Raw genomic sequence first — 16467 nt, forward strand, 5'->3', positions numbered from 1 at the left:
CAGATATTATTTGTTAATTACAAAGATCAAACAATTAATCAAATCTTTCCCCAGCCTTTATATTATGTTAGGATTTCTAGACTTATATATTTTTGGATTTTGAAATATATATTCAGATTATTTCCAATAGGTTTAATAAGTAATCCATTATACCAAAATCAAAGCTATTAACTGGTGAAAAAATGAAATTAAATGATTTTGAAAAGATGGTCTATGGCGGATTAATGAAATGCGATAATCTTGAAGATTGTAAAACCATAGTTAAAGAATCTATTAAAATGTTGAATGAGTTCAAGGATGATGAGAACACAAAGCAATATTACCTCATGACATTATCTAATCTTTCTACAATGCTTCAAATGATGAGCCATTCACTTTCAGTTGAACAGTTTAAAGAAGAATTGAATAAAATTATAGAGTTGTAATCATAAGTAATAATAAAATCTACACTTCTCTCCTTTATTTATACCTTCTATGTTTTCATTTATTAGAACATATCCTGTTGAATTAGAAATAGATGATATAACTCCAGACCCAGAAAGTCTTATTGGAAAGATTTCACTATCCTTTAGGACACATCTTACAAATTCTACTCTGCCTAACTCAGAGGAATAAGTTTCAGAGAATGGCAAATCCACCGAGTTTATTATTTTTGTTTTCAAAATATTTTCTAGATATGGTATGACAAATAGATAGAACTGGACAAAAGAAGCTACAGGGTATCCAGACATTATGAATATCGGAATACCTTGAATTGCAAAGCCTATTGGCTTACCCGGTTTTATAGTTACACCATGAAATATAATATCATTGATAATTTTTGGAATAAAGTCTTTTTTACCAAATGAACTTCCACCAGTTATTAATATTATATCTGAGTCTTTTTTTGAAGTTTTTATAGCATTCAATATTTCCTCTTCGTCATCAGCAACTCTAAATTGATGAACTACTTTACACATAACTTTTTTTGACAGTGCGGACAACATTATTGAATTTGAATCAATTATCTTACCAGCTTCAATTTCATTTGCGTCTTCAACTAATTCATCACCTGTTACAATGATTGAAATTCTAGGAGTTTTTTTGACAAGAATATTTTTAATTCCAAGTGATTTTAACAGGGAGAGATGTTCAGGGGATATTATTGTACCTTTTTTTAATATCAGATCTCCTTTTCGTATATCTTCCCCTTTTCTTGAAACGTGCAGATACGGGAAAACTTTTTTGTAGATTCTAACTTTATCGTTATCCCTTTCTGCAAATTCCTGCATTACTACAGAATCAGCACCTTTTGGTATCATTGCACCTGTCATTACTTCTATGGCAGTACCAGTCAACACTTCGTTATTTGATACCTTTCCAGCAGTCACAGAATCAATAATCTCTAAAGTAACATGCGAACCCTCGGATATGGGAAAGGTATCCCTAGCCTGTACAGCATAACCGTCCATAGCAGATCTATCAAATGCGGGCGAATCAACAGGTGAAACTATATCCTCAGAAAGGGTCCTATCCAGTGAATCATTTAACTCGATTGTTTCAGACTCAAATTCTTTAGAATGAGTTTTTACTAATTCCAATGCTTTGTTGTAAGGTAGTAATGATTTGAACTCTTTCATTTATTCCCTCAAGTGTTTTATTAAATGTGTGGCTTCTGAACTGATAATATCTGTTCCAAGTTTTACAGCATTTAGGCTCCCCGGAAGACAGAAAATAATTTTGTCATCAATCGTTCCACAAATGGCGCCAGAAATAATCGCTGGGAATCCTATCTCCTTATAGCTTAGGTACCTGAAAATCTCTCCAAAACCTACTATTTCTTTAGTTATAATTTTTTTTATAGTCTGTATAGTTACATCTCTTTTTGTGATCCCTGTCCCTCCTGTTGTAACTATGCAATCTATACCTTCTAGAGAATCGTAAATGGCCGTCTTTATTTTATCCTCTTCATCAGGCACAACTATTTTTTTTGCAACATGATTATTTTCTGATAATTTTTCTAAGATATACTTGCCAGACCTATCTTCTGCCACACCATTATAACAAGAATCAGATATAGTGATTATAGCATAATTTAAACTTTTAGGGGCTTTATTTTTATGCTCTACAGAAGACATGATTATTTCTCCTTTTTAATGACTCTTATAGGCCCAATTTCTGTATCTGGGTATTGGCCAGAAGAATCCTTCTCGTTTGACTTTACCATATCCCAAATGGTTAACAAGGCTACAGAGACTCCTGTTAAGGCTTCCATTTCAACACCCGTTTTAGATTCTGTCTTCACTGTGCAAGTCACGCTAATTGATTCATTTTTTAAATCAAACTCTATATCCACTTTATTAATCGGAAGCTGGTGGCAAAGTGGGATCATATTGGGGGTCTTTTTTACCGCCTGAACACCTGATATCTGGGCAGTTGTAAGAACATTTCCTTTTGTAATCTTATTTTGTTTTATTAACTTAATAGTTTCCTTTTTTAGTTTTATTTCGCCCTCTGCGACTGCAGTTCTAACTGTGACCTCTTTTGATGTGATGTCCACCATTTTTACTCCTTTGTCTGATAAATGAGAAAACAAGATCATATCCCCCCATGCCAAAATACATTACCTTCCATATATTCTTTCTTAAATATTGGTGCTTCCTCTTTTAGCCTTTCTAGGATATATTTACACCCTTCAAATGATTTTGTCCTATCTATTGATTTCACTATTATTAAGACTATATTGTCTCCAACAAAAAGTTCCCCGTATCTGTGAATAACTAAACTTTCTATGATGTCATATTTTTTCTTTGCATCAACTTCAATTTCCCTTAGTTTTTTCTCAGCCATTTCGGCGTAAGCATCAAGTTCCATTTTCATGACTTTTTTTCCATCCATTTCAGATTTAACTGATCCTAAAAATATAACTGAAGCCCCACATTTATCATTCTTTATTTTTTTTAATTCATCATCAATGCTGAAATCTTCTTTTTGGATTCTAATCATATCTAACCACCACTTGAAGGTACCATAATGGCAACTTCGTCACCATCATTTAATCTGGCATCAGTTTTGATATACTCTTGATTTAGAGCTATTACAATTTTTGTATTGTATTTTAATCTGTATTTGTTCAAAATAATTTCTAAAAGGTCCCTTGTCGTTTTTCCCTTTTCTATTTCAACAAATTCTTGGGCTGTACCAGTTAACTCTTTAAAAAATGCAAAATATTTCACTGTTACTTTCATTTCAGCACCAGTAAGGTGTTTTTGTTTTAATAGAATAAATCAAGGACTCTTTTAGTTTTTCGTGATCAGAGAAATCCTGTATTTTTATGAGATTATCATTTCTAAAAAGGCAATTTTTTATCTCCCCTTCACTTGTTACTCTTATACTCATACAATTGTTACAGAATACGGTGTTATGCATTGACCTTACTACTTCAATTTCTTGAGGTACAAAGTATTTTTTTCTGCGTTGTTTTTGCCTTTCAACAATTTTTATGGAATGTTTTTCTAGATACTCTTCAATAGGCAATAAGCTTGCATAATTTTCTCTATAGAATTTAGAATCTGTTCCATTTTTTTCAGATATAAGTTCAATTAATTGAAGGACCATCCCTTCTTTTGTATACCTGACTAAATTTTTAATCTCCCTATAGTTCCTCTGCATTACAACCATGTTGACTTTAATTGGGAATATTTTTTCATCATAGGTTTTTCCAATTCCATCTAAAACATCCTGCAATTTATTCTTGCCCGTAATACTCTTATAGGTCTCTTCATTTAAAGTATTCAACGTTACATTGATTCTTGATATCCCTGCCTCTTTTAATTCTGAGATTTTTTCACACAACAGAACCCCATTTGTCGACATAGATACATCTTCCATGTATTTTGAAGCAATTTGAATAATTTCAACCACGTCTTTCCTCAAAAGTGGTTCTCCACCTGTAAATCTAACTTTTTTAATTCCTAAATCCTTAGAAACTTTAAGTAGATCTTCAATTTCTTCTTTTGTTATCTCTTTCTTGCCATTATCTGATTGAGAGCACTCGCCTTCATGGTGACAATATATGCAATTTAAATTGCATCTTTGAGTTAAAGCTACTCTAAGTACTTTCACTGGCAATTCTGACATTTTAATCTTCCAACAATATTACTTCTAATTCTTCTCCTTTATCTACAAATTCAGTGTTCTCCTCAATTATTGCGATACCCTCTGCTTTTAAAAAACTTGATATTGCACCACTGCCGCGGAATACGGATAAAACTTCTTCTCCTTTGATCATAACGGGTAAGAAATCTTTTCTCCCTCTAGTTGAATAAATCCTTTCGCTAGAAATAAATTTCTTAACTTCTAATTTTTTTTCTAAGCCAGCCATTTTATAGACAAAAGGCATTACTAAAACATTGAATAGCACAAATGAAGATGTCGGGTGTCCAGGCAGTCCAAAAATCAGTTTGTTGTCTTTTCGGCCAACTAATGTCGGTTTTCCTGGTTTGATACTAATGCCGTGAATTATTAAGTTACCAAAACTATTGATTGCTTCCTCGACAAAATCCCGTTCTCCTTTTGACGCTCCGGCAGAAAGGATAATTATATCGCATTTTTTTGCTTCATTTAACTTGGAAACTATCTCTTCTTTGCTATCTTTCGCAATACCAAGATTATAGGTATCACAACCTAACTTTTCTAATTTTGAAGAGATATAAAAAGAATTAACATCATAGGTCTTACCATAGTCAAGATTCTCCCAAGGCGTTATAATCTCATTTCCTGTTGAAAAAATTCCGACTTTTAATTTTTTATATACTTTGATTTTCTTAAGGCCTAGACCTGAAAGTAATCCAACTACTTTAGGTGTAATAAGGGTATTTTTAGGCAAGATACGATTTCCCTTTTTTATATCATACCCTACCTTCATTATATTTTCTCCAGGAGTTACTCCTCTAGAAAGCATGATAGACCCCCCTTGAAGTTGAGTATTTTCTATCATAACAACAGAATCTGCACCCTCTGGAACAGGCGCTCCTGTAGCTACGTATGAACAGGTATTCTTTTTTATAGGATATCTTGGGGCGCTACCTGCGTTTATAGTTTCAATTAACTTTAGTTTTACCTGAGAAGTTTCACTAGCTTCAAATGTGTCTTCTGATCTTACTGCATATCCATCCATTTGGGACTTCGGATAATGGGGAACATTAATAGGCGAAATTAAATCTTCTGATAAAATCCTATTCAAAGAAGATGCGATAGGTGTATCTTCCGATTTTGATTCAAAGGACATGCTATCCTCAATTTTTTTCATCGTTTCTTCATAAGTATCAAGTTTTAAGAACTTCAAAGGATCCCATCTAATATATTCTATCTCTTAATTAGCTGAAGCGCAGTGGCTTTAAAAAATATATTGATGTCTTTTCCCTCTTTGATATTTAGATTTTCTATAGATTGCTTTGTAACAGCAGCTTCAACTTGGAATCCACAATCAATTCGTATAATATAATAAAAACCATGTTTTATTACAGAAGTTACTTTTCCTTTGAAATTATTTCTAGCGCTTGTGTTTCCCTTGCCTAAGATTATGTCCTCTGGCCTTATTATCAGCCTCACTTCTTGTCCAACTTTGAAGTGGTCAGATAAAGCTACTATTTCGTTTCCATTAACTTCAACTACCACTTCCTCTTCTTTTTTATCAGTAATCTTTCCTTCCCAAATATTTTCAATTTTAACAAATTGAGCAATTTCTTTTGTTACTGGTTTGTAAAATATTTCGTCAGGATTTCCTACTTGGACAATTGTCCCCTTCATCATAATTCCTATTCTGTCTGCAAGCAGTATAGCTTCTTCTTGGCTGTGGGTAACGTGGACAAAAGTTATCCCTTCTGATCTATGAAGTTCTTTCATATCTGAAATAAGTCTTGATTTTGTGTTTTCATCAAGGGCTGAAAAAGGTTCGTCCATAAGAATAATTTTGGGATTTATGGCCAAAGCTCTTGCCAATGCAACTTTTTGCTTTTCTCCACCACTCAATGTTTCAGTATTTCTATGCAAAAGGTGGTTGATTTTAAGCATTTTTACAAGCTCTGAAATTTTCTTCTCCCTCTCCTCTTCAGGAACTTTCCTCAACTTTAATCCGTATTCGATATTTTTCTTAACGTTTAGGTGGGGGAAAAGGGCGTAGTCTTGATAAACAAATCCCAATCCTCGATTTTCTGGAGAGGTAAAAGTGACATCGTTACCATTTATCATTACTCTTCCCTCTTTGGGGAAATACAAACCTGCAATTATTTCTAGTAATAAAGTCTTTCCTGCTCCAGTTGGCCCCAAGATAACAAAGTATTCACTTTCTCTGATATCAAGTGATATGTTTTTTAATGTGAAATCTCCCCAATTGTTACTTAGACTTTCTATATGTATCATACTCTTCTCCCTCTCTTTGAAACTAACCTCAAAGCAACAAACGTAATGAAGCAAATTATAATCAATAGGACTGCAATTGGCTGTGAACCTAACAGCCCGTTAGTATTAAATCTTGCCAAAATCAAAGTTGAAGCTATCATTGGGTAATATGCTATTATTATAATTGCACCAAATTCGCTTATTCCCCTGGCCCATGACATAATTGCTCCAGAAAATATATGGCGTGAAGTCAATGGTAGGGCTATTTGATAGAATGATTTCCATTGGGAAGCTCCAAGAGTTCTTGCAACACTTTCTAGATTTGGATTGACACTCTTAAATCCCTCCCTAACAGTGCCTACAAAAAAGGGACAACTTACAAAAAACATTGCCATAACAATTCCCCACATGTTGTCTTGGAAAACTATGCCTATTTTAGAAAATGCCATCCCGACTACGCCCCTTTTCATAAGCAAAGAAAAAAGAGCTATCCCTGCTACAGTATGTGGGATAATAATGGGTATGTCTACTATTGCCTCTATGATATCTTTTCCATGAAATTCATATCTTGCAAGAATATAAGCAAGAGGAATACCTAGTATAACTCCTATAAGTGTTCCAAGGAATGAAGTATACAAAGTTAACCAGATAGATTTTAGTACATCTGGATCTTTTATAATTGCGATAAAGTCTCCTGGATGGAGAACTAACTGGCTATACAACATATTTGATAATGCAGCTATTATATAAACTACTATCAACATTCCGAAAATAAAAAAAAGAATTAGAAGAGGATTTCTTCTAATTTCCGAAAACATATTTAAGGCCTCCTTAATCTATCATTTCTACATATTTCTTTAATTGCTCTGGGATATTTCCTGATCCTAATGCAGGAACTGTGGGTGGCTGTCCCATGTCTCTGAAAATCTTCTGTCCATTTTCATTTATAACTTGTTCGACGTATTTGATTCCCAAATCTTTATTTTGTGCATTTTTTGGAACTGTAATTCCATAAGCTATAGGTGCGGCTGTTTGAGTGGTTCCGTTTGATATTATTACCTTAACTTTAGCGTAAGTTGATTCGTATCTTACATCTTTTAGATTTATTGAAGGGGGTAATTCAACGTATTTTAATTTATTCTGTTCTGCAACAGACCTATATTCAAATGCATAGTCAATTCCACCTGCAATTGTCATAGAAACTAGATCTTCAGACTTGTCTCTAATTGTAACGTATTTTGTATCTGGGTTTAATGCCTCAGGAGTTGTTATCATATATACTCCATTTTCCTCTTTGATTGTAATGGCAGTGTGGGCTGCAAGTAAATTATCGAATACTGGTTTATTGTAAGCAAGGTCAGCAAGTTTTATTGTCATTACTGTTCTGTAACCACAGGGGTCTATATTTGGACTTCCAAATGCCCAAAGAACATCAGGTTTCTGTAATATCTCATACCAGTTGTCAGCATTAATTTCATCAGCATATTTACTCTTATCAGTGTAACAGAGAACTATCTCGTTTGTAGCAAAAACAATATACCAGTCAGCATAATCTGGGTACATCATTTGAGGTATCAATCTATAATCTGCTGAACCAATGACGTCTGCTTGTTTTCCCAATTCAGTTACCTTTCTGATTGTGTCTACACTACCTGCTGCTTCCAATTGAACATCTACATTTTTATTTGCCGTTTCAAAATTTTTTTCAACAGCTTGGAATGGCTGAGCCAAACTTCCGGCGTGGAATACGCTTATTGTCTTAGGCTCAGATGTTGTACAACCTAAGGTTAAAGCCACCATTATTCCAATGAGGAATACTGCCGATATCTTAAGATATGTTTTTCTTTTATTCAAAATATCACCTCGTTATGTTTTTTACAATATAACGATATTTAAAATTAACTGAATTCATATTCACCTATTAAGAAAAATATGAATTATTCCCAATTCCTTTTAGTTAAAGCCCATAATATTTATATAGATGCCTAATGTAATCAAATATAGAGTTAGGGATAGTGAACTGATGGACATTGAAGGCGGAAGTTTCACACTGTGGGAAGAGTTCTATAATGCTTCTATTAGATTATTAAAGATGGAAAAATATTCAGAAGCAAAAAGACTTGCAAAAAAATCATTAAACGAAGCTATTGACGTATACGGACCATATCACTCAACTTCAGGCATGAGTTTATTTTTACTTGGCCTCATTTCACAGTTCCAGGCAGACTTTCCCCAAGCAGAATCATTTTATGAGAAAGCTCTTTCTATATTTGAGAAAGTATTCTCTGGAAAGGACACAGTTGTTTTGAATGTTTTGCAGAATCTTGCTTTTGTTTACCAGTCTCAGGGTAAATATCCAGAAGCAGAACAACTATACAAAAGAGTATTAAGGATTAAAGAGGAAGATTATGGAAAAGAAAATTGTCAGATAATATCGATACTATGCTCTCTTGCCAACCTCTTAAAAGAAATGAAAAAATTCGATGAATCTGAAGAACTCTACACAAGAGCGCTTCAAATCCTAATACATGAGTATGGGCCAGATCATCCTCAAATTGGAGATATTTACATTAATCTTCACAACATATATTCTATCCTTAATAAAAGAGAAGAAGACAAGCAACTTTACAATTTCTTAAAAAAGCATTCTGACTATTTCTAATTTATCTTTTCAAATATACTTATAAAAAATATCTTAAAAATAATTTTATGGAAAAAGTATGTTATTCTCCAATTGGAATTGTCCACTCAGAATTTAAAGAGGGGATTAACGTTCCAATACAATCCGTGTTTTCTAATAACAAAGGTGTAATAGAAATATTTCCTGAATTTTCTGATGGCTTAAAAGACCTAGATGGATTCTCACATATTTTCTTGATTTATCATTTTCATCTTTCTAAAGGATTTTCACTAAAAATAAAGCCCTTTCTCGATGACGTTGAAAGAGGAATCTTTTCAACTAGAGCACCTAAAAGGCCAAATAGCATTGGATTATCTCTCCTTGCCGTTGAGAAAATAGAGGGCAATATGATATATGTTTCAGGAATCGATATTATTGATAAAACGCCAGTATTAGATATTAAACCATATGTATCACATTTCGATCAAAGGCCAGATGTAAAAGATGGTTGGTTTCCCAATAAAATTGACAAAGACGAATGCATTTCTGATAATAGATTCTCTTTTTAGATATTTCAGTCTCCTTTATTTTTTATGATATATTTTACCTACAAATTAATTAATGTTCCTAAAATTTAAAGTCTTTCATTCTATTTTTACCTTACTTAAATACCTTTAAATACTTAAAATTTCAATTTAGTTATTGGTGGTAAAATGGTTATTAGTGCAAGGAATAGTATGGAAGGAGTCATTAAAGAAATAAAAAAGGGAGAAGTTGCAGCTACCGTTAAAGTAGACGTTACAAAACCATCAATAATTACTTCAATGATCACAAGAGACGCAGTAGAATCTTTGGGATTAAAAGAAGGGCAAAAGGTTAAAGTTGTTATAAAATCAACGGAAGTAATGATTTCAGTCGATTAACAGCGACCTATTATTTTAATTATTGATTACCAAAACTTTATATAGAGTTTACTAATACTAAATTCGAGGTAAAAAAATGAAAAAACTATCTGTAGTAGTTATATCTTTGATTTTATTGATAAGTACTATTGGAATTGGGTCAATTCTTGGATGTTGCGTTAAGGAGTTTTATGCTACTAACGATACTGTCCATGTAGGCGAATTCATTACAATTGTTTCAGTTGATTATACCCCTGGTTCATGTTCCGTAAATCCTTCACAAATAGTATTACAAAATGAAGATGAAACAAATTCGGATAAGGCGATTTTAGTGAGTTCAAAATGTGACCCAGGAACAGGAACACTTACAGTAACATATAGGGCAGTAAAACAAGGAGACGTATATTTTAAATATGCCGGTTGCCAAAAACCTGTAGTCAAAATACTACCAAAACCACACCCTATGTTCTCTTTTATGAAAATACTAGGATTTGGAAAATCCGATTAAATTTAATTTTTTAATATAAAATTTAAAGAAATAAAGATACATAAAGTAACATAAAGACTATGAAAGTTCCTATTACAGAACCTAGGTGCAGCTGTGTTGGAGATATCTTATTCTTTTCTCTCAATTCATTTAAGAAAAATTGCATGCCAGGGAGTGAAAGAGTCAATCCCCATGAGAGGTATCTGAAACTTGCAGTATTCATATTTGCCTGTTGCTGTTCCTCTTTTGACTTAATTAGTTCATCTTTCAAATCCTTGATATCTACCGTTAATTCTTCGTTCTTGACTCTGTAGCTTTCAACAGATCTTTGCATCTCAATAATGTTCTCTGTTAATTTGGCGTTCTCTTGAGTTAATTTTGATATTTCATTTTTTAGGGCATCAATTGAGCCGCCATAATCTTCCTCTTGATAGAAAACAGAATAGAAATTCTTTTCTAATCCGGAGATAACTGTTGAGTAGAAGAATCTACCTCCTTGAAGTCTCCACCCTGTAGAGTCAAATGGTTTGTAGCCACTTGGCAGCGTTATTTTGATTGTAGCAAGGTCTTCAGGGCCCAATTCTGAATTAATTATGTAGTCAAATGAGTTTAGAATATTTGGGGCTAGATTAAATATAGTTTGAGTGTTAATAATGTATATGATATTAAATTGATAATCTGAGAGCCCTCTCTTTCCTTCAGTATCGATTGTAAACTTAGTATTTGTAGAGCTTTCATCAAGGGTAACAACTATTTTGTTCCATGATGAATTAGAATCTTTATAACTTACTTCTAGGTTTGATATGATATCTTTAGGAATACTATTCTCAAATATTAGATTACCTTGAACGTCTGAAATTATTATTTGGTGGGTTAGATAAGTGTAATCTTTATCTATGTTAACATCTGTCAAAATGTTCATCTGAGCAGAAGGCCCAATATCTATAGTTTCTGATGTAACGCTAAAAGAATAAAGGAAACTCTCAGCTTTAACGTTTGTTTGATTAAAAATAAATAATCCCAAAACTAACAATAAAACATAAATCTTAATTGTTCTAAACATACATATCGCCAGTAGATTTGATAATATATACTCTCTTTAAATTATTTTCTTATATCTCCTTTTCATACTAAGTTATGAATAGTATATACAATATCAAGAAAATTACGAATGTCCCCACAATGGAGCTTATCAATAACTGTGTCGATGTTATCACAGACTTTGTCCTAAGTTCGGCAAAGAATAGGAGTAATATAGGGAGCAAAATTGTGAGTCCCCAAGAGAACTGCCAGAAATTGTTAGAGATCCTCTCAGATGTTTTTCTTTCTTCTTCAGCGTTTAGAAGTCTGTCATTAAGATTTTCAATTTCTGTTGTAAGATTCTGATTTTCAACCTTGTAGCTCTCCACACTTCTCTGGAGTTCTAGAATGGTCTCTGATAACTTAGCGTTATCCTGCCTTAGATTGGCTATTTCCTGTTTTAAGGATTCCAAAGAATCAGAGTAGTCGTTGTCCGTGTTGAAGATAGTATAAAAACTACCGGAAGCCTTTGAGATTTGTGCAGAATATATGAATCTTTCATCTTGAACTCTCCAACCGGTATTATTAAGTGGCTTAAATCCTTTAGGCAATGTTAGATTTATACTTGCAGAGTCTGATTCCCCAAGTTTATTTATTAAAAAGTATTCAAATGATAGAAGGGTGTTGGGTTTAAGTGTGTAAATAGAAGAAGTATTAACCGTATAATTTAGAGTGAATCGGTAACCATCCGCTCCCTTCTTTCCTTCAGTGTCGAGTGAAAATCTAGCATTTGCTACATCAGGGTCGAAAGTGATTCCAACATCATTCCAACTGGAGTTGGCATCTTGATACATTACCTGAACGTTAGTAATAATTGACTTTGGGATAGATGTGTTGAATACAATAGTTTGGGGCGCATCTGACAAATATATCTGATTATTTATCGTTGTGAGTTGCTCTGATATGTCAATACTAGACACCATTTCTATCTTCCCAAAAGGCACCATATCAGGTGATTTTGGTGAAAAGTCAAAGGAATAAACAAATCCTTCAGCATGAGCATTTGGTATACTAATTATTAAAGATCCTAATATTAAACAAAGCATTAATATTATTGATTTATTATGCGTAATTTCCACTCTCCGGAGTTTAAAGGATTTAGGCCAATATAAAAATCTTTTCCCTTTAATTTTAAGATATCCTTTTAAAGATGTAATAAAATATAGTATTTATGGCAACTTTGGACGATGTACTACATGTTATATCAACAGATGATGAAAAGGCAAAGATTGTTGCCATGGAACTTGCAAATGATAATGGAAGAAGAATAATAGATGCTTTTTTTATTGAACCACAATCAGCAGGGGATTTAGCAAAGAAGTTAGATCTCCCGATGCCTACAGTTATGTTTCACATAGAAAGATTGATGGAAATTGGTATAATCGATGTAGTAGATACAAAACTTTCTAGAAAATTTAAGGATATAAAGTATTATGGGCCTAAAAAAACAGCCATATTAATTGTTCCCTCTCAAAAGGAAGAAACTGTAAGGAGTCTTTCCACCAGTCTTAAAACATCATATATACCTGCACCAACAGCTTTGTTAGTGATGTTCTTAGTTGTTATTTTGGGAATAGGTTTCAGTGCACCAGGCATTTTTCAAATGTTTCAATCTGACCAACCAAAAATGTTGTCCGAAGGTCTAGGGGGCAGTGATGAAATAAGGCAGATGAATTACTCGGAAGATGCTCGCGCACCATTTTCTGAACCAATTCCAAAAGAAAATCCTCTCAACCCTCTAGTTTACGTAACTATTGGAGGATTGGCTTCATTATTATTACTACTTGTATTATTAAAAATAAAAGGTAGATGATTTTGAGAGTAGGTATTATCTCTAGGACGGATAGGGAAAAAGCATTAGAAACTGCTAGAAAAATATCAGATATCCTAAAAGAAAAACATGAAGTCCTTTTTGATGAAACTTTAATCAAACACTTTCCTCACAACAACTATTCAAAGAAAGTCGGTGACGTGGAGTTGTTGATATCTGTCGGGGGGGATGGTACCATATTAAAATCTGTGAGAAGATACAGAGATACCCCCATTCTCGGAGTAAATGTGGGAACTATTGGGTACTTAAACGAGATAACTCCAGAAGAAATTAACAGTATTCCAAATATAATTGAAAACCACTCTATTGAAGAACGTTCTATGATATCATGCAAGATAAATAATAGAACTGTAGAGGCTCTAAATGATATCGTAATAAGAACTGAAGTTGCGACAAGAGTATCCCAGGTCAAAGTTGAAATTTCTGGCTATAAATATATAGTATCTGGAGACGGTGTTATCATTACAACTCCAACTGGCTCTACCGCTTATTCTTATTCTGCAGGTGGCCCAATAATAAGATCAAATTCTGAAGAATTTGGGATTACTCCAATTTGCCCTCTTTATAGGAAAGCAAGCCCTATTGTATACCCTGATCACGAAAAAGTAATCGTAACAGCTTTGGATAGGCCATGCACTATTGTTACAGATGGGTTCCCCGAAGGTACAATGAAACCGGGGGACAAGATAGAAATCAAAAAGAGTTCCCTTAAAGCTAAATTCGTAAAGAAGTGAATCTATTGAAATTCGTTCTTGACTCATCTGCATTTATAGCCGGATTTTTACCAGAAGACGATGAATATTTCACTGTTTATGACGTAATTAAAGAACTTGAAGACGAACAATCCAAAGAAAGATTGTCGTATTTTCTTAATTCTGGGAAGATTAAGATAAAGGAACCAAATGTAGAAACTGTTGAAGAAGTTTCCAAAAAGTCGCAAATATCTGGGGATAATCTCTCATTGACAGATATAAAATTAATTGCACTTGCCATTGACCTTAATTCTACCATAATCTCAGAAGATTATGGCATACAAAATGTTTCATCTATTATGAAAGTCAAATCAAAGTCAATTAGAGAAGCGGGGATTAAAAAGATAATTAATTGGGAATATTATTGTATAGGTTGCAGAAGAATATATCCAAAAGAAAAAGCAATCTGTCAAGACTGTGGAAGTATAATAAAAAGACGACCTAAAACTAAAAATTATTGATATGCTAGTTTCTTATTGAAATATTTTAATAGCTATAACCATTAAATTTATATTTAGGAACACTGAATATTGTTAGTATGGTCAACACTACTGAGACTGAAGAAGATTATCTGAAGGCAATTTTAAATATTACAGAGAATAAAGGTTTCGCAAGAACGAAGGATGTTGCCAAAGCATTAGGTGTAAGACCTGCAACGACCGTTGAAATGCTAAAAAAACTTGAAGAAAAAGGATTAATTAAAAGAGAACACTACGGACCAACAGTTTTAACAGAAAAGGGAACAAAAATAGCAACAATAACGATGAAAAAACACAAGGTTCTTCTTGATTTTTTCAAGATGATACTAGTTCCAGAAGAGGAAGCAGAAAAAGATGCGTGCGACATGGAGCATAATCTAAGCAAAGTTACAAACGAACAGCTTATTAAATTCATGGCGTTTTTATCTCATGAAGGATTCTTTGAGATATGGGAAAAGAAATTCAAAGACTTCTCTTCGAGTGGCAAACTGAAACCTATTAAGATCTCTAATGATGAATATTATTATGATTTGGCATTGCAAAATATGAAATAATTCTTCTTTCAGAAATAAACTATTTAAGAGGAAAAATAATACCAGATTCATGATATCTCTTGGGATAGAGGGCACAGCCCATACTCTTGGCGTCGGAATAGTTTCTGAAGAATCGGTTCTTTCAAATTCAACTGATTCTTATTGTTCAGACGGAGGTATTCATCCAAGAGAAGCTGCTGATCACCATGCCAGCGTGATTGGAAGTGTCATGGAAAAGTCTTTATCAGAAGCAGGCATTAAAAAGAGTGATATAGATCTAATCTCTTTTTCAATGGGGCCCGGTCTTGGTCCTTGTCTTAGAATTGTAGCAAGTGCCGCAAGATCTCTTTCTATTAATTTGAATGTTCCCGTAATTGGGGTAAATCACTGTGTAGCCCACGTTGAAATAGGTAGATTTGTTACTGGGGCAAAAGATCCAGTAACACTTTATGTTTCTGGAGGTAATACCCAAATACTAGCCTATGCAGAAGGAAAATATAGGGTATTTGGGGAAACCTTAGATGTTGGAATAGGTAATATGCAGGATACATTTGGTAGAGAATTAGGGATAGGTTTCCCCTGCGGAAAACAAATTGATGAACTTTCTAGCAAAGGAAAAAACTACCTACAATTACCTTACACAATCAAAGGTATGGATTTCTCATTTTCTGGGCTTTTGACAGAATCAATTAGAAAACTAAAAACAAATAGCCAAGAAGATGTTACCTTTTCGCTTATGGAAACTGCATATTCTTTAGTAGTTGAAGCATCAGAAAGGGCTATGTCTCACACTGAAAAAAATGAATTGCTTTTGACTGGCGGAGTTGCATCTTCAAAAAGATTAAAAGAAATGTGTAACACTATGTGCGAAGAACGAGATGCTAAACTTTTCGTGCCACCACCTCCTTTATGCAGGGACAATGGAGCAATGATTGCCTATCAAGGATTGTTAGAGCACATTAATGGCAAGAGCATGGAGATAGAAGACACAATAATAAAGCAAAAATGGAGAACAGATGAGGTGGAAGTCAATTGGGTATAGATGAAATCAAACAAGCGGTAGAAATAATACTAAAAGGTGGCGTAGTTGTATATCCAACTGATACATGTTATGGGCTAGGATGCGATGCTACAAACGCCAAGGCAATTGAAAAAATATTTAGGATTAAGGGAAGGGAAAAAGATAAACCACTCCCCTTGATAGCTTCTTCAATCGACATGATAGAAAAATACGTTTTTTTGGAAGAGAGGGCAATTAAATTATACAAATCATTCCCAGGAATATCTGTTGCTCTTAGGAAAAAAGGGAAAGCTGTTCCAGACATTGTTAATAAAGAAAAACTTGCCTTTAGGATACCTTCAAATGAAATATCTAGAAAATTGTCTGAATTATCCGATAAAC

General features: G+C 33.5%; 23 protein-coding genes. 11 read left to right on the forward strand and 12 right to left on the reverse strand.

The genetic code is table 11. The features are described from left to right. Positions 1 to 182 precede the first annotated feature (182 nt). Entirely contained in the window at positions 183 to 425 is a 243-nt protein-coding gene (locus tag HPY60_08830; protein ID NPV51282.1) for a hypothetical protein, read from the forward strand. Here the strand turns inward: HPY60_08830 and HPY60_08835 are convergent, their stop codons facing one another. The 10 genes from HPY60_08835 to wtpA are packed head-to-tail and all read right to left on the reverse strand — an operon-like array spanning position 426 to position 8181. Beyond that, positions 426 to 1619, reverse strand: coding sequence for a molybdopterin molybdotransferase MoeA (locus tag HPY60_08835; protein NPV51283.1), 1194 nt, complete (start codon positions 1617 to 1619; stop codon positions 426 to 428). Beyond that, positions 1620 to 2117 (reverse strand): MogA/MoaB family molybdenum cofactor biosynthesis protein, encoded by a 498-nt coding sequence (locus HPY60_08840; GenBank protein ID NPV51284.1) that lies wholly within the window; start codon positions 2115 to 2117, stop codon positions 1620 to 1622. A gap of 2 nt (positions 2118 to 2119) precedes the next feature. Then, positions 2120 to 2575, reverse strand: coding sequence for a cyclic pyranopterin monophosphate synthase MoaC (gene moaC / locus HPY60_08845; protein ID NPV51285.1), 456 nt, complete (start codon positions 2573 to 2575; stop codon positions 2120 to 2122). Between the two features lie 2 nt (positions 2576 to 2577). Then, on the reverse strand, positions 2578 to 2985 hold the full coding sequence (locus tag HPY60_08850) for a molybdenum cofactor biosynthesis protein MoaE (GenBank protein NPV51286.1): 408 nt from the start codon (positions 2983 to 2985) through the stop codon (positions 2578 to 2580). A gap of 2 nt (positions 2986 to 2987) precedes the next feature. Further along, the gene (locus HPY60_08855) at positions 2988 to 3227 is read right to left on the reverse strand and encodes a MoaD/ThiS family protein (GenBank protein ID NPV51287.1); all 240 of its coding nucleotides are present in this window, start codon (positions 3225 to 3227) and stop codon (positions 2988 to 2990) included. Position 3228: 1 nt separating this feature from the next. Continuing rightward, on the reverse strand, positions 3229 to 4119 hold the full coding sequence (moaA, locus tag HPY60_08860; protein ID NPV51288.1) for a GTP 3',8-cyclase MoaA: 891 nt from the start codon (positions 4117 to 4119) through the stop codon (positions 3229 to 3231). A 1-nt stretch (position 4120) separates the two neighbouring features. Continuing rightward, positions 4121 to 5326, reverse strand: coding sequence for a molybdopterin molybdotransferase MoeA (locus HPY60_08865; GenBank protein NPV51289.1), 1206 nt, complete (start codon positions 5324 to 5326; stop codon positions 4121 to 4123). A gap of 20 nt (positions 5327 to 5346) precedes the next feature. Continuing rightward, the gene (locus HPY60_08870) at positions 5347 to 6402 is read right to left on the reverse strand and encodes an ABC transporter ATP-binding protein (protein ID NPV51290.1); all 1056 of its coding nucleotides are present in this window, start codon (positions 6400 to 6402) and stop codon (positions 5347 to 5349) included. Continuing rightward, complete coding sequence (locus HPY60_08875; protein NPV51291.1) at positions 6399 to 7199, reverse strand: ABC transporter permease; 801 nt, start codon at positions 7197 to 7199, stop codon at positions 6399 to 6401. Before HPY60_08875 ends, HPY60_08870 begins: the two co-directional genes overlap by 4 nt. Before the next feature lie 13 nt (positions 7200 to 7212). Next, positions 7213 to 8181, reverse strand: a complete 969-nt coding sequence (wtpA, locus tag HPY60_08880) for a tungstate ABC transporter substrate-binding protein WtpA (GenBank protein NPV51292.1) — start codon at positions 8179 to 8181, stop codon at positions 7213 to 7215. A 181-nt stretch (positions 8182 to 8362) separates the two neighbouring features. On the opposite strand from wtpA, the gene HPY60_08885 reads away from it, so the two are divergent. The 4 genes from HPY60_08885 (at position 8363) to HPY60_08900 (ending at position 10411) form a co-directional block, all read left to right on the forward strand. Continuing rightward, complete coding sequence (locus HPY60_08885; GenBank protein NPV51293.1) at positions 8363 to 9043, forward strand: tetratricopeptide repeat protein; 681 nt, start codon at positions 8363 to 8365, stop codon at positions 9041 to 9043. A gap of 47 nt (positions 9044 to 9090) precedes the next feature. Beyond that, on the forward strand, positions 9091 to 9570 hold the full coding sequence (tsaA, locus tag HPY60_08890) for a tRNA (N6-threonylcarbamoyladenosine(37)-N6)-methyltransferase TrmO (protein NPV51294.1): 480 nt from the start codon (positions 9091 to 9093) through the stop codon (positions 9568 to 9570). A gap of 144 nt (positions 9571 to 9714) precedes the next feature. After that, positions 9715 to 9924 (forward strand): TOBE domain-containing protein, encoded by a 210-nt coding sequence (locus HPY60_08895; protein ID NPV51295.1) that lies wholly within the window; start codon positions 9715 to 9717, stop codon positions 9922 to 9924. 76 nt (positions 9925 to 10000) lie between these two features. Continuing rightward, positions 10001 to 10411: a hypothetical protein gene (locus tag HPY60_08900; protein ID NPV51296.1), complete on the forward strand. Its 411-nt coding sequence runs from the start codon at positions 10001 to 10003 to the stop codon at positions 10409 to 10411. Between the two features lie 22 nt (positions 10412 to 10433). Here HPY60_08900 and HPY60_08905 read toward each other — a convergent pair whose 3' ends face one another. Both HPY60_08905 and HPY60_08910 read right to left on the reverse strand, forming a co-directional pair. Next, positions 10434 to 11453 carry a hypothetical protein gene (locus HPY60_08905; GenBank protein NPV51297.1) on the reverse strand — a complete coding sequence of 340 codons (1020 nt, stop codon included), beginning with the start codon at positions 11451 to 11453 and terminating at the stop codon, positions 10434 to 10436. Between the two features lie 67 nt (positions 11454 to 11520). Beyond that, a complete protein-coding gene (locus tag HPY60_08910; GenBank protein ID NPV51298.1) occupies positions 11521 to 12549 on the reverse strand; it encodes a hypothetical protein in 1029 nt (342 codons plus the stop codon). Between the two features lie 92 nt (positions 12550 to 12641). On the opposite strand from HPY60_08910, the gene HPY60_08915 reads away from it, so the two are divergent. From HPY60_08915 to HPY60_08940, 6 genes are all read left to right on the forward strand, one after another. Then, on the forward strand, positions 12642 to 13283 hold the full coding sequence (locus tag HPY60_08915; GenBank protein ID NPV51299.1) for a helix-turn-helix transcriptional regulator: 642 nt from the start codon (positions 12642 to 12644) through the stop codon (positions 13281 to 13283). Positions 13284 to 13285: 2 nt separating this feature from the next. After that, on the forward strand, positions 13286 to 14035 hold the full coding sequence (locus HPY60_08920; protein ID NPV51300.1) for an NAD(+)/NADH kinase: 750 nt from the start codon (positions 13286 to 13288) through the stop codon (positions 14033 to 14035). A 5-nt stretch (positions 14036 to 14040) separates the two neighbouring features. Further along, positions 14041 to 14514, forward strand: coding sequence for a hypothetical protein (locus HPY60_08925; GenBank protein ID NPV51301.1), 474 nt, complete (start codon positions 14041 to 14043; stop codon positions 14512 to 14514). 77 nt (positions 14515 to 14591) lie between these two features. Next, positions 14592 to 15086 (forward strand): metal-dependent transcriptional regulator, encoded by a 495-nt coding sequence (locus HPY60_08930; GenBank protein NPV51302.1) that lies wholly within the window; start codon positions 14592 to 14594, stop codon positions 15084 to 15086. A gap of 49 nt (positions 15087 to 15135) precedes the next feature. Beyond that, positions 15136 to 16107 (forward strand): bifunctional N(6)-L-threonylcarbamoyladenine synthase/serine/threonine protein kinase, encoded by a 972-nt coding sequence (locus HPY60_08935; protein NPV51303.1) that lies wholly within the window; start codon positions 15136 to 15138, stop codon positions 16105 to 16107. Next, a partial coding sequence (locus tag HPY60_08940; protein ID NPV51304.1) for an L-threonylcarbamoyladenylate synthase occupies positions 16098 to 16467 on the forward strand: 370 nt, incomplete at its 3' end. The genes HPY60_08935 and HPY60_08940, both read left to right, overlap by 10 nt.

The organism is Methanofastidiosum sp., from assembly GCA_013178285.1.
In the GTDB taxonomy this organism is placed as follows: Archaea; Methanobacteriota_B; Thermococci; order Methanofastidiosales; family Methanofastidiosaceae; genus Methanofastidiosum.

Excerpts from the sequence above, each read along its gene's own strand:
- HPY60_08900 (NPV51296.1), top strand. The coding sequence starts at position 10,001 with ATGAAAAAACTATCTGTAGTAGTTATATCTTTGATTTTATTGATAAGT.
- HPY60_08930 (NPV51302.1), top strand. The coding sequence starts at position 14,592 with ATGGTCAACACTACTGAGACTGAAGAAGATTATCTGAAGGCAATTTTA.
- HPY60_08885 (NPV51293.1), top strand. The coding sequence starts at position 8,363 with ATGCCTAATGTAATCAAATATAGAGTTAGGGATAGTGAACTGATGGAC.
- moaA (NPV51288.1), bottom strand. The coding sequence starts at position 4,119 with ATGTCAGAATTGCCAGTGAAAGTACTTAGAGTAGCTTTAACTCAAAGA.
- HPY60_08830 (NPV51282.1), top strand. The coding sequence starts at position 183 with ATGAAATTAAATGATTTTGAAAAGATGGTCTATGGCGGATTAATGAAA.
- wtpA (NPV51292.1), bottom strand. The coding sequence starts at position 8,181 with ATGGTGGCTTTAACCTTAGGTTGTACAACATCTGAGCCTAAGACAATA.
- HPY60_08855 (NPV51287.1), bottom strand. The coding sequence starts at position 3,227 with ATGAAAGTAACAGTGAAATATTTTGCATTTTTTAAAGAGTTAACTGGT.
- HPY60_08870 (NPV51290.1), bottom strand. The coding sequence starts at position 6,402 with ATGATACATATAGAAAGTCTAAGTAACAATTGGGGAGATTTCACATTA.
- HPY60_08895 (NPV51295.1), top strand. The coding sequence starts at position 9,715 with ATGGTTATTAGTGCAAGGAATAGTATGGAAGGAGTCATTAAAGAAATA.
- HPY60_08875 (NPV51291.1), bottom strand. The coding sequence starts at position 7,199 with ATGTTTTCGGAAATTAGAAGAAATCCTCTTCTAATTCTTTTTTTTATT.
- HPY60_08850 (NPV51286.1), bottom strand. The coding sequence starts at position 2,985 with ATGATTAGAATCCAAAAAGAAGATTTCAGCATTGATGATGAATTAAAA.
- tsaA (NPV51294.1), top strand. The coding sequence starts at position 9,091 with ATGGAAAAAGTATGTTATTCTCCAATTGGAATTGTCCACTCAGAATTT.
- HPY60_08935 (NPV51303.1), top strand. The coding sequence starts at position 15,136 with ATGATATCTCTTGGGATAGAGGGCACAGCCCATACTCTTGGCGTCGGA.
- HPY60_08905 (NPV51297.1), bottom strand. The coding sequence starts at position 11,453 with ATGTTTAGAACAATTAAGATTTATGTTTTATTGTTAGTTTTGGGATTA.
- HPY60_08915 (NPV51299.1), top strand. The coding sequence starts at position 12,642 with ATGGCAACTTTGGACGATGTACTACATGTTATATCAACAGATGATGAA.
- HPY60_08835 (NPV51283.1), bottom strand. The coding sequence starts at position 1,619 with ATGAAAGAGTTCAAATCATTACTACCTTACAACAAAGCATTGGAATTA.
- HPY60_08840 (NPV51284.1), bottom strand. The coding sequence starts at position 2,117 with ATGTCTTCTGTAGAGCATAAAAATAAAGCCCCTAAAAGTTTAAATTAT.